This window comes from Yinghuangia sp. ASG 101, from assembly GCF_021165735.1.
GTDB lineage: Bacteria > Actinomycetota > Actinomycetes > Streptomycetales > Streptomycetaceae > Yinghuangia.
This window is the reverse complement of sequence record NZ_CP088911.1, coordinates 8,097,293-8,111,987: the sequence shown is the minus strand read 5'-3', so window position 1 is coordinate 8,111,987 and position 14,695 is coordinate 8,097,293. Positions and strand designations below refer to the sequence as shown.

13 protein-coding genes are annotated in these 14,695 nt (G+C 72.0%); 11 read left to right on the top strand and 2 right to left on the bottom strand.

All coding sequences use genetic code 11. From position 1 onward, the window contains the following. Positions 1-142: 142 nt before the first annotated feature. Entirely contained in the window at positions 143-1,042 is a 900-nt protein-coding gene (locus tag LO772_RS34720; protein WP_231776016.1) for an alpha/beta fold hydrolase, read from the top strand. A gap of 466 nt (positions 1,043-1,508) precedes the next feature. Here the strand turns inward: LO772_RS34720 and LO772_RS34715 are convergent, their stop codons facing one another. Continuing rightward, the gene (locus LO772_RS34715) at positions 1,509-1,976 is read right to left on the bottom strand and encodes a pyridoxamine 5'-phosphate oxidase family protein (RefSeq protein ID WP_231776015.1); all 468 of its coding nucleotides are present in this window, start codon (positions 1,974-1,976) and stop codon (positions 1,509-1,511) included. A gap of 348 nt (positions 1,977-2,324) precedes the next feature. On the opposite strand from LO772_RS34715, the gene LO772_RS34710 reads away from it, so the two are divergent. Then, the gene (locus tag LO772_RS34710; protein WP_231776014.1) at positions 2,325-3,551 is read left to right on the top strand and encodes a PucR family transcriptional regulator; all 1,227 of its coding nucleotides are present in this window, start codon (positions 2,325-2,327) and stop codon (positions 3,549-3,551) included. Positions 3,552-3,611: 60 nt separating this feature from the next. Here LO772_RS34710 and LO772_RS34705 read toward each other — a convergent pair whose 3' ends face one another. Next, positions 3,612-4,286: a FadR/GntR family transcriptional regulator gene (locus LO772_RS34705; protein ID WP_231776013.1), complete on the bottom strand. Its 675-nt coding sequence runs from the start codon at positions 4,284-4,286 to the stop codon at positions 3,612-3,614. 239 nt (positions 4,287-4,525) lie between these two features. Here LO772_RS34705 and LO772_RS34700 point away from each other — a divergent pair, with 239 nt between their 5' ends. The 9 genes from LO772_RS34700 (at position 4,526) to LO772_RS34660 (ending at position 14,564) form a co-directional block, all read left to right on the top strand. After that, entirely contained in the window at positions 4,526-6,187 is a 1,662-nt protein-coding gene (locus LO772_RS34700) for a bifunctional fumarylacetoacetate hydrolase/alpha/beta hydrolase family protein (RefSeq protein WP_231776012.1), read from the top strand. Positions 6,188-6,219: 32 nt separating this feature from the next. Beyond that, entirely contained in the window at positions 6,220-7,506 is a 1,287-nt protein-coding gene (locus LO772_RS34695; protein WP_231776011.1) for a metal-dependent hydrolase family protein, read from the top strand. 244 nt (positions 7,507-7,750) lie between these two features. After that, a complete protein-coding gene (locus tag LO772_RS34690) occupies positions 7,751-8,110 on the top strand; it encodes a DUF4286 family protein (RefSeq protein WP_231776010.1) in 360 nt (119 codons plus the stop codon). Next, positions 8,107-8,904, top strand: a complete 798-nt coding sequence (locus LO772_RS34685) for an SDR family oxidoreductase (RefSeq protein ID WP_231776009.1) — start codon at positions 8,107-8,109, stop codon at positions 8,902-8,904. The genes LO772_RS34690 and LO772_RS34685 overlap by 4 nt, the downstream gene beginning before the upstream one ends. 146 nt (positions 8,905-9,050) lie before the next feature. After that, entirely contained in the window at positions 9,051-10,346 is a 1,296-nt protein-coding gene (locus LO772_RS34680) for an amidohydrolase family protein (RefSeq protein WP_231776008.1), read from the top strand. A 36-nt stretch (positions 10,347-10,382) separates the two neighbouring features. Further along, positions 10,383-11,684 (top strand): acyl-CoA dehydrogenase family protein, encoded by a 1,302-nt coding sequence (locus LO772_RS34675; protein WP_231776007.1) that lies wholly within the window; start codon positions 10,383-10,385, stop codon positions 11,682-11,684. After that, on the top strand, positions 11,681-12,799 hold the full coding sequence (locus LO772_RS34670; protein WP_231776006.1) for a phosphotransferase family protein: 1,119 nt from the start codon (positions 11,681-11,683) through the stop codon (positions 12,797-12,799). The genes LO772_RS34675 and LO772_RS34670 overlap by 4 nt, the downstream gene beginning before the upstream one ends. Next, complete coding sequence (locus LO772_RS34665) at positions 12,796-13,578, top strand: enoyl-CoA hydratase-related protein (protein ID WP_231776005.1); 783 nt, start codon at positions 12,796-12,798, stop codon at positions 13,576-13,578. The genes LO772_RS34670 and LO772_RS34665 overlap by 4 nt, the downstream gene beginning before the upstream one ends. 5 nt (positions 13,579-13,583) lie before the next feature. Beyond that, positions 13,584-14,564 carry an NADPH:quinone oxidoreductase family protein gene (locus LO772_RS34660; protein WP_231776004.1) on the top strand — a complete coding sequence of 327 codons (981 nt, stop codon included), beginning with the start codon at positions 13,584-13,586 and terminating at the stop codon, positions 14,562-14,564. The last annotated feature ends 131 nt before the right edge of the window (positions 14,565-14,695 follow it).

The following is a 14,695-nucleotide window of genomic DNA, read 5'->3' as shown; positions in this document are numbered from 1 at the left end:
GGGTGGCTCTTCCCGTACGCGGCTGCCTCGGGGGCTCCCCGGTCGGCGGCGACGCGTCCACGAGCACGGACTCTTGCCGCGGGACGGCGGTGCCGCCCGGTGGTTCGTGTTCTCGTGTCACGAACTCACGTTGGAGGCCTTGGTGTTTCGTACGACGAAGATGTCCGCGGCGATAGCGGTGTGCTGCGCCGTCGCCGGTGTGGGACTGGTGGGGTGCAGCGACTCCTCGGACGACGACGCGAAGTCGCCGTCGAGCCCGCCCGCGCAGGCGGCCGAAACGTTCACCGGCACCCAGAAGTTCGACATCGAGGGCCACGCGGTCAACGTGTCGTGTACGGGCACCGCAGCGCCGGGCAAGCCGGTCATCATGCTCATGCCCGGGCACGGCGACGGGCTCGAGGCCATGGCCGCGCTGCAGACGGCGCTCAGCCAGAGCGACCGGGTGTGTGCGTACGACCGGCTGGGCGAAGGGGCGAGCGACAAGCCCGACGGCCCGCAGGACTTCGCGAGCAGCGGCAAGATCCTGACCGGTGTGCTCGACAAGGTCGTCGGCTCCACCCCGGTCGTGCTGGCCGGCCACTCGATGGGCGGGTTGATCGCCGCCAGGTACGCCCCCGACCACCAGGACCGCGTCAAGGGCCTGGTGCTGATGGACGCCACGTCGCCGACGGCCGGTGCCGACATCGTCGCCGGGATCCCGGAGTCCGCGACCGGTGACGCGGCGGGGCTGCGGGCCGAGACGATCTCGATCTACCAGGGCGAGAACAACGAGCGGCTCGTGGTCGCCGACGGCGAGGTCCGGTCCGCCGGGGACATTCCGGTGGAGGTGCTGCAGCACGGCAAGCAGTACTTCGTCGAGGCCGTTCCCGAGTACGGGCAGGCGCTGGAGCAGGGCTGGACGGCGGGCCAGAACAAGTGGCTCGGGGTCTCCACCCGCAGCACGCTGACGACGGCGACCAACAGCGGCCACTACATCTACGTCGACGAGCCGGACCTCGCCCTCCAGGCCATCCGGCGCGTCACGCAGGCCGCGGCGGGCTGACGGCCCGACACGCCCGCACCGCCCGGACACCGGGCGGCGTCTGCGCCCACCACCACGCCGCGAACCCCGCGGCCGGAAGCGACCGACCCCGGCACCGTCCCTCGCGCCGAGGCGACGGCCGAACCCCACGCGGCACGACAGCACATCCACCCCCCGGAGACGCGAGCGTGAGGTCGGCCGGAAAGCCGCGCTTGCCGGGCACGGCGACACCGATGCGGCCGGTCGCGCCCGGCCGCGGGGCACGGGAGTGGGCGTACGCCACGACACCGGGTGCCACGGCTGCGGGACGCGCGGCGGGCACACCACCCACACCGGGCGGCAGGACGAGCGAGCCGCGGACGGGCGGGGCGGCGAACGCGCCGCCGCGTGTCCGTCGACCGGCCGTCATGCCGCCTCCCGGCGGTCCCGCCGCGTGTTCCGCCTCCCCGCGGAGCGCGGCGGGACCGCCGGAGTCGTTGTCCGTGCGCTATCGCACGCCGACCGGGCAGGCGTCGGGGACGAGGCTCAGCGGGTGACCGAGCCGGAATCCGGTGACGGTGTGCGGGTGGAGGCGGAGCACAGTGTCGTAGTGGCCGTGGGTCCATCCCGGCAGGCTGACCCGGTAGCGGGCCTCGGCGCGCGGGTCGGCGATGGGCTCGGCGAGCCCCAGGACGGTGACCTCCCAGCCGTTGCCGCTCGTCGGGTCGATCTCGTGGACGTGGTACGCCAGCGGCGAGGGCCTGTCGCCGGCGGTGGTGAGCAGGTCGGGCGGCAGCGCGGTCCGCACCACGAGGCTGTCGTGGTCGAGAAGGTGTCCGGCGGGACGGACGGCGGGGAAACCGTGCAGCGTCACGACGGCGTGCCCGTACTCGGTGCGGTCCAAAAGCCGCCACGCCTCGGTGTCGGACGCCTCCATGAGACGGGGCAGGCGGACGGGGGAGCCATCGCAGGCCATCAGGGCGCTCTCCTGGGCGGCAAATCGTGGGGAAACAAAGGTCGTTGCCGGGGCTCACGCCGACGGCACACGGGGGATGTGCCGCTGACGCGCGGTCAGATGTCCCGGACGGACGAGGTGTTCCTCGAACGCGCCCGGAAAACCGCGGGCCCACGGTGGTTTCGGGGCACCGAAGCCGTCGTGGGTCGCCGCGCGCCGCTCGGGGCGGCTTGGGAACGATCTTCCCGGCGGGAGCGTCCCCTCGGCCATGTTCACCCCGACAGCGTCTTCTGTCGCCGCCGACAACGACCGTGCGGGGATTGACGCGTTGGGACATTTCCGGCCTCGCACTGCCTTAGGCTCGACCACGTGCCTAGGACAACTCCCCGCCCCCTGGTCGCCGATGTCGCCAAGATGCTGATCGGCCGGAGGGATCCCCTCATCACGGCGATGTGCCAAAACCTGTACGACAGCATCGAGTTCTACCGGATGACGGTGGTGCAGCCGCAGGACATGCACGCCTCGATGTGCCAGAACGTCGACTACATCCTCGACCACCTGGCCGACCCCTGCGGTGTCACGATCGACCTCACCGGCCCCACCACGACGGGGCGGCGGCGGGCGCAGCAGGACGCCCCGCTGCCGGAGGTGCTGCGCGCGTACCGGCTCTGCTTCCAGTACATCTGGGACGAATTACTCGTCGAGGCACGGAAGTTGGCCGGGGACGCGCCCGACGCGATGCTGGAGGCGGCGACGTACATCTGGGGTCTCGCCGACCAGTACTCCTCGGCGCTGACCGACGCGTACCGCGAGACGTGCGCGGAGCGCATGGTGGAGGCGGACCGCCGCCGCTCGGCGCTGGTCGCCCAGCTGATCGACGGGCCGTCGGCGGACAGCGCGACGGTGTGGGAGGTCGCGCGGATGCTCGATTTCCCGTTCCTGGGAACGTTCCTGGTGGTGACGACGGAGGGGCTGGCGGCCGGCGACCCGCCGCTGCCGGGTTTGGACGGCCGTCTGCGCGCCCTCGACGTCGGGTCGGCGTGGCGGGCACAGCCGGGTTCCGACACCGGTGTCCTGTCGTGCCCGAGGCGGCTGCCGGTCGCGCGGGTGATGGACGCCGTGCGGGACGTCGCGACGAACCGGGTCGGCGTGAGCCCGGTGTTCAACCGGCTCGACCAGACGGGCCGCGCGTTGCGGTACGCGCAAGTCGCCTTGGAGTCGCTGCCGTCCGGCGGTGCCGCGGTGCGCCAACTCGACGACACGCCGCTGACCGAGCTGGTGATGAACAACCTGGAGACCACGCAGCGGGCGGTGCACCGCATCCTCGGCGGCGTGCTGTCGCTGCCCGACGAGGACCGCACGACGCTGCTGGCGACGGCCCGCGCGTGGCTGGACGCCCACGGCTCGGCCGTGGAGGCGGGGCGGACGCTGTACTGCCACCAGAACACGGTGCGCTACCGCATGCACCGCCTGGAGGAGTTCCTGCGCGGGCCGCTGGACGACCCGAAGATCATCGCGGAGCTGTCCATGGCCCTCGACGCGGTGAGCACCTTCCCGACGCTGCTGGAGCGCCGCCCGATTCCGCACTCGGCCTGACGAACCACCCCGGGGAGCGCCGCCGTACGGCCGACCGTGGCGTGCGGCGGCACCCGCGCGTCACGGGTGGTCGCCGAGGAGCGTGCGCCGGACGTGCAGGAGGTGTTCGCGCATGGCGTCGCGCGCTTTCGCGGGGTCGCGCTCGCGGATCGCGGCGACGATCGCCTCGTGTTCGGTGCAGTAGCAGCGGTGCCGGTCGGGGTTGAAGGTGCGGCGCTTGAGGCCGCCCCATATGGGCTGCCGCCGGGCCGTGATGAGCAGTGAACTGACGTTGACGAGAACGCTGTTGTGGGTGGCGACGGCGAAGCTGTGGTGCAGCGCGGTGTCCCAGCGCTCGAACTCCTCGGAGCTGGTGGCGGCCTCGCCGCCGCGCAGGCAGCGTTCCATTTCGGCGATGTCCGCGGCGGACGCGGACGCGGCGGCCAGGGGCATCAGCTCGGGTTCCAGCACCAGGCGGGTGGTCATGATCTCCGCGGGGCTGGGCCCGTGGCCGTCGTCGGAGTGCGCCGTCTCGTCGGGGGCGAGGAAGGTCCCGCGTCCGACGTGCCGCAGGACGACTCCGCGCTGCTCCAGGTCGCGCAGTGCCGCGCGGACGGCGCCCCGGCCGGCTCCGGTGGCCGAGGCGAGGTCGCGTTCGGTGGGCAGGCGGTCTCCCGGCTTGAGGCCCCCGGCGGCGATGACCTGTTCCAGGTGCCTGAGTACGCCGGCCGCCGAGCCGACGACGACGGGCTCCATGGCCGCTCCCTTCCGGAGTCCCCGGGGTTTCCCGACGTCCCCGGACCTCCCTGAACCAATGCGAACCAATGTTAGCGCGCGACGGCCGGGGGTCGGCACGCGGCCCGCGCCCGACCGCGGCTTTCGCCCTGCGCCGGGCTTTCTCGGCTGCCCCCGGCTCTTGACCCGGGCGAAAACCGATGCCTACTCTGCCAATGAGAACCGATAGAGAAATTGGTTCAGATTGGTTTGGAGATCGGATGCGATTCGCTCGGATTCAGGGCAAGGACGGCGTACGGATCTGCGCCGTGGACGCGGAGGGAGTCGCCCACGAGGTGCGCTTCGCCGACACCGGCCTCCCGGTCGGCGATCTGGCCGAGGTCATCGAGGCCGGCCCCGACGCCGCCGCGCGCCTGGTGCGGGACAACGCGGCCGTGGACGGCAAGCTGCTCGCGCCGCTGACGCCGCCCCGGAACATCTTCTGCGTGGGCCGCAACTACACCGAGCACGCGGCCGAGTTCGCCAAGAGCGGCTTCGACGCCACCGGCGCGAAGGACGGCGACCACGTCCCCCGCCACCCGGTCGTCTTCACCAAGCCCGCCGCGTCGGTCATCGCGTCCGGCGATGTCGTCGACCCCCACACCGACATCACGCAGGCGCTCGACTACGAGGGCGAGATCGGTGTCATCATCGGCCGCACCTGCAGCAAGGTCGGCCGCGACGAGGCGATGGACCACGTGTGGGGCTACACCCTCGTCAACGACGTCACCGCGCGCGACCTCCAGCGCGACCACGCGCAGTGGTTCATCGGCAAGTCGCTCGACACGTTCTGCCCCATGGGCCCCTGGGCGGTCACCGCCGACGAGGTCGACCTGTCCGACCTGCGGCTGCGTACGCACGTCAACGGCGAACTGCGCCAGGACGCCTCCACAGCCCAGCTGATCTTCGACGTGGCGACCATCATCGAGACCCTGTCGGCCGGGATCACGCTGCGACCCGGCGACGTCATCGCCACCGGCACCCCGGTCGGCGTCGGCATCGGCTTCGACCCGCCGAAGTACCTTGTCGGCGGCGACGAAGTCGTCGTCTCCGCACCCGGGTTGGGCGAACTGCGCAACACCGTCGGACCGGCCCCGCGACGCGACGGCCTGCGGCCCGCGCAATCCGCCGAGCTGTTCGTCGAGAAGGCCGGACAGGGCCCGCCGGTCGTGCTGATCCACGGTCTGGGCGGCGCCACGACCGTGTACGACGTGCAGGCCGCCGCCCTCGCCGAGGACCACACCGTGATCCGGTACGACCTGTCCGGCCACGGGCGCTCGCCCCAGGCCGGGCCCGCGAGCATCGCGCGCTGGGTCGACGAACTGGCCGCGCTGCTGGACGCCGAGGGCATCGGCGAGACAGCGATCGTCGCCCACTCGATGGGCACCCTCGTCGCCACCACGTTCGCCGCCGCCCACCCCGGCCGCGTCGGCCGCCTCGCCCTGCTCGGCCCGGTCCGCGCCCAGGCGCCGCAGGCCAAGGACGCCACCCGCGCCCGAGCGCGCACCGTCCGTGCCGGGGGCATGTCCGCGGTCGCCGACACGATCGTGTCCGTCGCCACCTCCGAGCGCACCCGCGCCCGGCAGCCGCTCGCCGCGGCACTCGTCCGCGAACTCCTGCTCGGCCAGAACCCCGACGGCTACGCGGCGGCGTGTGAGGCGCTGGCCGCCGCCGAGGAGCCGGACTTCTCGTCCGTCACCTGCCCCACCCTGCTCGTGACCGGGACCGAGGACAAGACCAGCCCGGTCGCGGTCAACCAGGAGATCGCCGCGCTGCTGCCCAAGGCGCGCACCCATGTCATCGACGGCGTCGGCCACTGGCACACCGTCGAGGCCCCTGACGAAGTCACCGCACAGCTCAGGGACTTCCTCACCCGATCCTGACGCCCGGCCGACCCGAGGAGGCGGTGACGACGATGTCACCCCAAACGCCCCAGACCTTGTTCACCCATGTCCGTGTCTTCGACTCCGGGGGCACCGAGCCGTTCGACGGCGAAGTGCTGGTCGCCGACGGACGCATCGCCGAAGTACGCCGCGGCCACGGCGACCTGCCCCGCGACGGCGTGCGTGTCGTCGACGGCCGAGGGCGGTTCCTCATGTCCGGGCTGTGCGACGCGCACACCCACTTCTCGTGGACGAACTCCGCCGACCTGCCGGGCCTGGGCACCATGGGCGTCGAGGAACACACACTGCTGTGTGCCAAGGCGGCGCGGACCTATCTCGACAGCGGCTACACCATGTGCGTCGGCGCCGCGGCGGCCAAGCCCCGCCTCGACGTCGTCATCCGCGACGCGATCAACAACGGGCTCATCCCCGGCCCCCGCTACCTGGCCAACTGCCAGGAGATCGCGGTCACCGGGGGCGCGCTCGTCGACGGCATCACCGCGTTCGCCGACGGGCCCGAGGAGATGCGCAAGCAGGTCCGCCGCAACGTGGCCATGGGCGCGGACCTGGTCAAACTCAGCATGTCCGGTGAGGAGATCACCGGGAGCCAGCATGCCGAGGACAACTACTTCTCCGACGAGGAGACCCTGGCCGCGACCACGGAGGCGCATCGTCGGGGCCTGCGGGTGTGCAGCCACGCGCGGTCGGCGGAGAGTGTGAAGATGTCGCTGCGCAACGGCGTGGACATCATCTACCACGCGAGTTACGTCGACGAAGAGGCCCTGGACATGCTGGAGGCCCAAAAGGACCGGGTCTTCGTCGCGCCCGGCATCAACTGGCTCGTGGCCACGCTGCACGACGCCGCCGCGTTCGGCTACCCGCCGGAGGCCGCGGAGGCCGCGGGCTACGGGCGCGAACTCGAACACGCCGTCGCCGGGATCCAGGAGATGCGCCGCCGGGGCATCCGCGTCCTGCCCGGCGGCGACTACGGTTTCGCGTGGACGCCGCACGGCACGTACGCGCGCGACCTGCGGCACTTCGTGGAGCTGTTCGGGTTCACCCCCGCGGAGACGCTGGTCGCGGCGACCCGGTGGGGCGGCGAGATCATGGGCGCGCCCGACGAACTCGGCCTGGTGAAGGCGGGTTTCCACGCCGACCTCATCCTCGTCGACGGGGATCCGCTGCGCGACATCACCGTTCTGGAGGACCAGAGCCGGATCACCGGGATCATGAAGGGCGGCGAGTTCCACAAGGACCCCGGCGCGACGACCACTCCCGTACGCGCCCGGACCCGCGACACCGCCGCGCCCGTCTCCTGACGGTGGTCGCCTCCCGGCACCGCACCTCCGCGGGCTGACACCGCGGGCAGGCACATCTCCGGACGCCGACGACGCCCGGCCCACCCCAGGGCCGGGCGTCGTCGGCGTCCGGCGTCTCTGCTCCGGAGCATTCAAGAAAATAGTTGAGTAGGTCGCCTATAAGAGTTAATCTGGCGAGGCGCGGGGCCAAGGCTGCGGCCCCGCCGCGTCGTTCGCCGACCACGGCTACGCAAAGGGGCGCGACATGGCCGACAGGACGCTCTACATGGTGTTCTCCAACCCGCTGGAGGGCCGGGACGACGAGTTCAACGCCTGGTACGACACCGTGCATGTGCGCGATGTGCTGGCTGTTCCGGGCATGGTCTCGGCACAGCGCTACGACCTCAGGGACACCGAGATGTACCGCGCGGCCGGCGGGGGCGCGCACCGCTATTGCGTGGTCTACGAGATGGACGGCGACCCGGACGTGGTCATGGCCAAGGTGCGCGAGTCGGTGGCGTCGGGCGCGATGGTGATGCACGAGGCCCTCGACCTGCGGAGCGTCAGCATGTCGTTCTGGTCGCCGCGCGGCCCGCAGGTCCGCTCCTCGGGGGCGGGCGCGTGACCACGGGCACCGACTCCCGTGCCGGCCACGGCGGTTCCGCGACCGCCCGGCCGCTCGACGGCAAGGTCGCGATCGTGACCGGAGCGGCCGGCGGCATCGGCCGCGCGTACGCCCGGGGTTTGGCCGAGGCGGGGGCGGCGGTGCTCCTGGCCGACCTCGCGCTCGACGGCGCGCGGGCCGCCGCGAAGGACCTGGAGGCCGACGGGTACGAGGCCGCGGCGGTGCGGGTGGACGTGAGCGACGAGGCCGGTGTCGCGGAGATGGCCCGCACGGCGGCGGAGCGGTTCGGGTCGGTCGACATCCTGGTGAACAACGCCGCGCTGATGGCCGAGATCATGGGCGGGACGCTGACCGGGATCCCGCTGGAGACGTGGCACCGCACGCTCGCGGTCAACCTCACCGGGCCGCTGCTGTGCGCGCGGGCCGTGGTCCCGTACATGGCGGAGAAGGGCTACGGCAAGATCGTCAACCAGTCCTCCGGCGGCGCGTTCCTCCCGTCGGCGCACTACGGGGTGACCAAGCTCGGCCTGGTCAGCATGACGATGTCGCTCGCCAAGGAGCTGGCGCCGAAGGGCATCCGCGTCAACGCGATCGCCCCGGGCTGGGTCAACACCGACGCGGGCCTGTCCACCACGCCGCCCGAGGTGCGCGCCGCGCTGGCCGCGTCGATCCCGATCCCGTTCGGCGATCCGGAGGACCTCGTCGGCGGGCTCGTCTACCTCGCCTCCCCGGCCAGCGACTGGGTCACCGGCCACACCCTCAACATCGACGGCGGCTGGATCCCGCGCACCTGACGCGGCCCCGGCCCGACTCACGACGACCCAGTCAACTGTTCAGTGCGTGCCTTGGACGCGCACCGTGCGCCCAGCGCCGCGGCGACCGGCCGACACGCCGAGCGGCGACACCCACGAAGCCTCACTCCCGGGGAAGGACTCCCGCGATGGACCTGGACGATTTCATCCTGATCAGCGTCGACGACCACCTGATCGAACCCCCGGACCTGTTCGTCAACCACCTCGACGCCGGGCACCTGGAGCGCGCACCCAAGCTGACACGCAACGACCAGGGCAACGACGTGTGGGTGTTCGGCGACCTGGTCATGGAGACCGCCGCACTCAACGCCGTCGCCGGGCGCCCGCCCGAGGAGTTCGGCATGGAGCCGCAGAGCCTCGACGAGGTCCGGCCCGGCTGCTACGACGTGCACGAGCGGGTCAAGGACATGAACGCCGGCGGGGTGCTGGCGTCCATGAACTTCCCCTCGTTCCCCACGTTCACGGCCCGGACGTTCGCCTCCGACGACCTCGACCTGTCGCGTGCGCTGGTGCGTGCGTACAACGACTGGCACATCGACGAATGGTGCGGCGCGTACCCCGGCCGGTTCATCCCGATGGCCGTCCCGGTGATCTGGGACGCCGAGCAGACCGCCGACGAGGTGCGGCGCTGCGCGGCCAAGGGCTGCCACTCGCTCACCTTCACCGAGAACCCCGCCGCGCTCGGCTACCCCAGCTTCCACAGCGACTACTGGGACCCGGTGTGGCGGGCGTGCTGCGACACCGGGACCGTGCTGTCGATCCACCTGGGGTCGTCGGGCCGCCTGGCGGTCCCCGCCGCGGACTCGCCGCCGGACGTGCTGCTCACCCTCCAGCCGATGAACATCCAGTCCGCCGCGGCGGACCTGCTGTGGTCGCGTGTCCTCAAGGAGTACCCCGACCTGCGCATCGCGCTGTCCGAGGGCGGCAACGGCTGGATCCCCTACTTCCTGGACCGGGTCGACCGCACGTACCGCATGCACCGGGCCTGGACGCTCCAGGACTTCGGGGGCCGGCTGCCCAGCGAGGTGTTCCGCGAGCACTTCCTCACCTGCTTCATCAGCGACCCCGTCGGCATCGAGATGCGCGACAGGATCGGCGTCGACAACATCGCGTGGGAGGCCGACTACCCCCACAGCGACTCCCTGTGGCCCGGCGCGCCCGAGGAACTGCACGCCGTCCTGACGGCGAACGCGGTGCCCGACGCGGACATCCGCAGGATCACGCATGAGAACGCCATGCGCTGGTACTCCTTCGACCCCTTCGCGCACGTACCCGAGGAGCGGGCGACCGTCGCGGCCCTGCGCGCGGCGGCGGACGGGCACGACGTCTCGGTCATGGCCCGCAGCACCCGGGTCCGGACCGCCGACGAGAAGCTGGAGGGCTTCCGGCAGCGCGCCCGCCGCGCCGTCGCGGCCCAGGGCTGACACCGCGCCCCTCCCCCACCACGTCAGGAAACCGCCATGTCCTGGGACTTCGAAACCGATCCGGAATTTCAGCAACAGCTCGACTGGGCCGACGAGTTCGTCCGCGAGGAGGTCGAACCACTCGACCACGCCTGGCCCGACCTCCAGTTCACCCCGCCCGACGCCACCCTGCGGCGCGTCCTCGACCCGCTCAAGGACGAGGTGCGCAAGCACAGGCTCTGGGCCACCCACCTCGATCCCGAACTCGGCGGCCAGGGCTACGGCCAGCTCAAACTGTCGCTGCTCAACGAGATCCTGGGGCGGTCGGAGTGGGCCCCGATCGTCTTCGGCTGCCAGGCCCCGGACACCGGGAACGCCGAGATCATCGCGCATTACGGCACCGAGGCGCAGAAGCGGCGCTACCTGCGCCCGCTGCTGAACGGCGAGGTGTTCTCCTCGTATTCGATGACCGAGCCGGAGGGCGGCTCGGACCCGACGGCGTTCCGCACGCGGGCCGAGCGGGACGGCGACGGGTGGGTCATCAACGGCTGGAAGTACTTCTCGTCCAACGCCAAGACCGCCGAGTTCCTGATCGTCATGGCGGTGACCAACCCGGACGTCAGCGCGTACCAGGGCATGTCGATGTTCCTGGTGCCCATGGACACCCCGGGTGTGCGCATCGAGCGCAACATCGGCCTGGCGTACGAGCCGCTGGGCGACGGCATGCACCCGCTGATCCGGTACGAGAACGCCCGCGTCCCGGCCGAGGCGCTGCTCGGCGGCGAGGGGCAGGCGTTCGCGATCGCGCAGACGCGGCTCGGGGGCGGGCGCATCCACCACGCCATGCGGACCATCGGCACGGCGAAGAAGGCGCTCGACATGATGTGCGAACGGGCGTTGAGCCGCAGGACGCAGGGCAGCCTGCTCGCCGAAAAGCAGTTCGTGCAGGGCTACATCGCCGACTCGTACGCCCAACTCACGCAGTTCCGGCTCTTCGTGCTCTACACGGCGTGGACCATCGACAAGCACAAGGACTACCGCAAGGTCCGCAAGGACATCGCCGCGGTCAAGATCCTCATGCCCGGCGTCCTGCACGACATCGTGCAGCGGTCGCTCCAGGTGCACGGCGCGCTCGGCACGACCAACGAGATGCCGTTCGCGAAGATGATGCTCGGCGCGGCGGTCATGGGCCTGGTCGACGGCCCGACCGAGGTCCACAAGGTCACCGTGGCACGGCAGTTGCTGCGCGACCACCGACCCAGCGACGACCTGTGGCCCACCGAGCACCTCCCCAAGCGCATCGCGGCGGCGCGCGAGAAGTTCGCCGAGTTCCTGGAGCACGAGGTGGGCAACCAGTGACCGACACCGACACCCCCGGCACCACCGGCACCCCCGGCACCACCGGCACCACCGGCACCCCGGCGGACGAACCCGCGCTCGACGCCGCCCGGTTGGGCCGGCTCGCCGCGTGGCTGGACTCCGCCGGGCTGCCCGGCACCGGCGCGCCGCTGACCGCCCGCTACATCTCCGGCGGCAGCCAGAACGAGATCTACGAACTGCGCCGGGGCGACGCCCTGCGCTGCGCGATGCGGATCCCGCCCGCGACCGCGCCCGCCGACCGCGACGCGGGCATCGTCCGCGAGTGGCGGATCATCGAGGCGCTGGGGGGCACCGACGTCCCGCACACCGAGGCGGTCGCGGTGTGCACCGATCCGTCGGTGCTCGGACGCACCTTCTACCTCATGGGCTTCATCGACGGCTGGTCGCCGATGGGCGTGACGCACAAGACGCGCTGGGCCGCGCCGTTCCACACCGACCTCGCGGCCCGCGCCGACCTCGGCTACCAACTCGCGGAAGGCGCCGCGCTGTTGTCGAAGGTCGACTGGCGCGCGAAGGGACTCGCCGACCTCGGACGGCCGGACGGCTTCCACGAGCGCCAGGTGGACCGCTGGTCGGCGTTCCTCGCCCGGATCAAGGGCCGCGACCTGCCCGGACTCGACGAGGCGTCCGCGTGGCTGCGCGCCCGCAAGCCGCTCGACTACGTCCCCGGACTCATGCACGGGGACTACCAGTTCGCCAACGTGATGTACCACCACGGGGCACCCGCCCGGCTCGCGGCCCTGGTGGACTGGGAGATGGGCACCGTGGGCGATCCCAAACTCGACCTCGCCTGGCTGCTGATGGGCTGGCCGGAGGACACCAGCGCGCCGGAGGCCGCGACGTCGACGTACGTCGACATGACCGGGCTGCCGTCGCGCACCGAAATCCTCGCCCACTACGCGGAGTTGTCGGGGCGTCAGGTCGACGACATCGACTACTACAGCGTCCTCGCGCACTGGAAACTCGCGATCATCCTCGAACGCGGCTTCCAGCGCGCCGGCGACGACGTCAAGCTGCGGGCGTTCGGCCCGATCGTCCTCCAACTCATGCGGGACGCCGCCGAGTTGGCCGCGACGAGCGAGTACGCCGCATGACCGGGCACTCGGACGAACTCGTCCGGGAACGCCGCGGCCCCGTCCTGGTCGTCCGCCTCAACCGCCCCGAGGCGCACAACCAGCTCACGCACGCGATGATGTGCGCGATCGGCGCGGCCGTGCACGGCGCCGAATCGGACCCGGAGGTCCGCGCGGTCGTCCTGACCGGCGCCGGCGAGAGGACGTTCTGCGCCGGCATGGACCTGCGGTCGTTCGCGGAGGGCAAACCGCCCGGCAGCGGCACCGAGCGCGACATGGAGCACTACATGCGGTTCATGACGGGCCGCACGACGGTCCCGCTCATCGGCGCCGCCAACGGCACCGCGCTCGGCGGCGGCTTCGAGGTGCTGCTCGCGTGCGACCTGATCGTCGTCTCCGAGCGGGCGCGGCTGGGGCTTCCCGAGGTGAAGCGGGGGCTGTTCCCCGCCGGCGGCGGGGCGTTCGTGGGCACGCGCATCCCGATGAGCGCCGCGCTCGAACTCGTCATGACCGGCGAGCCGATCGACGCGCACCGCGCGTACCAGCTCGGCCTGGCCAACGCCGTCGTCCCGCCCGACCGGGTGCTCGCCACCGCGCTGGCCCTCGCGGAACGCATCGCGGACAACGCGCCGCTGGGGGTCGCCGCCGGCCGGGACCTCGTGCGGCTCTCGGTCGCCGACATGGCCCTCGCCACCGACCGCATGAGCGAACTGCAGCAGACTGTGTACGGCAGCGAGGACGCCAGGGAAGGCGCGACGGCGTTCGTCGAGAAGCGCAAGCCCGTCTGGAAGGGGCGCTGAACCGGATGCGTGTCATGCGTGCCGCCGTGTGCCGGGCCTACGGGGAACCCGAGTCCGTCCGCATCGAGGAGATCCCGGTGCCCGACCTCGGCCCGGGGCAGGTCCGGGTCGCGGTGCGGGCCGCCGCGGTGAACTTCTCCGACGTGCTGGTCGTCGCCGACCGGTACCAGGCCAGCGCGCCGACGCCGTTCGTCCCGGGCAGCGAATTCGCGGGCGTGGTCCGGGAGGTCGCCGACGGTGTCGCGGGCGTCCGGGAGGGCGACCGGGTCGTCGGCACCGGGTTCGTCGGCGCGTTCGCCGAGGAGGCGGTGGTCGACGCCGCCGCGGTCACCCCCGTCCCGGACGGTGTCGGCGACCAGGACGCCGCGGCGTTCGGGGTGGCCCACCGCACCGCCTACCACGTGCTGCGGTCGACGGCCAGGCTGCGCCCGGACGAGAACCTGGTCGTGCTCGGCGCGGGCGGCGGCGTCGGCCTCGCCGCCGTGCAGATCGGCGCGGTGCTCGGTGCCGCGGTGACCGCGGTCGCGTCCACCGAGGAGAAGCTGAAGGTCGCCGCGTCGTACGGTGCGCGCGAACTCATCGTGCACCGCGACGCGGACCTGCGCGCGGCCCTGCGCGAGCGACTGCCCTCCGGTGCGGACGTGGTGGTCGACCCGGTCGGAGGCGACCTGTCCGAGCCGGCGCTGCGGTCGCTGCGGTGGGGCGGGCGGTTCGTGACGGTCGGCTACGCGTCGGGGGTCATCCCGCGTATCCCGCTCAACCTCGTGCTGCTGAAGGGCATGCACGTGCTCGGGTTCCAGTTCCGCGACTTCGCGGCCCGGGCCGCCGACGAATACCACCGCAACGAGGAGGAGTTGCGCGGCCTCCTCGCCGAGGGCCGGGTCAGACCGCACATCCAGGCGGTGTACGCCTTCGACGACGCCGCCGCGGCGCTGCGGCACGTCGCGGACGGGCGGGCGATCGGCAAGATCGTCCTCCGGCTCTGACCCGGGGCGGCGCGGTCGGCCGGGGCGACGGGTTCACCGGCGCCGCCCGAACTCCGTTTCCGGGTCGAGGCGTTCCGCTCCTCCGGAGCACCGGAGTGTTCGCCCGCTTCCGGGTTTCCCGTCGCACCCGC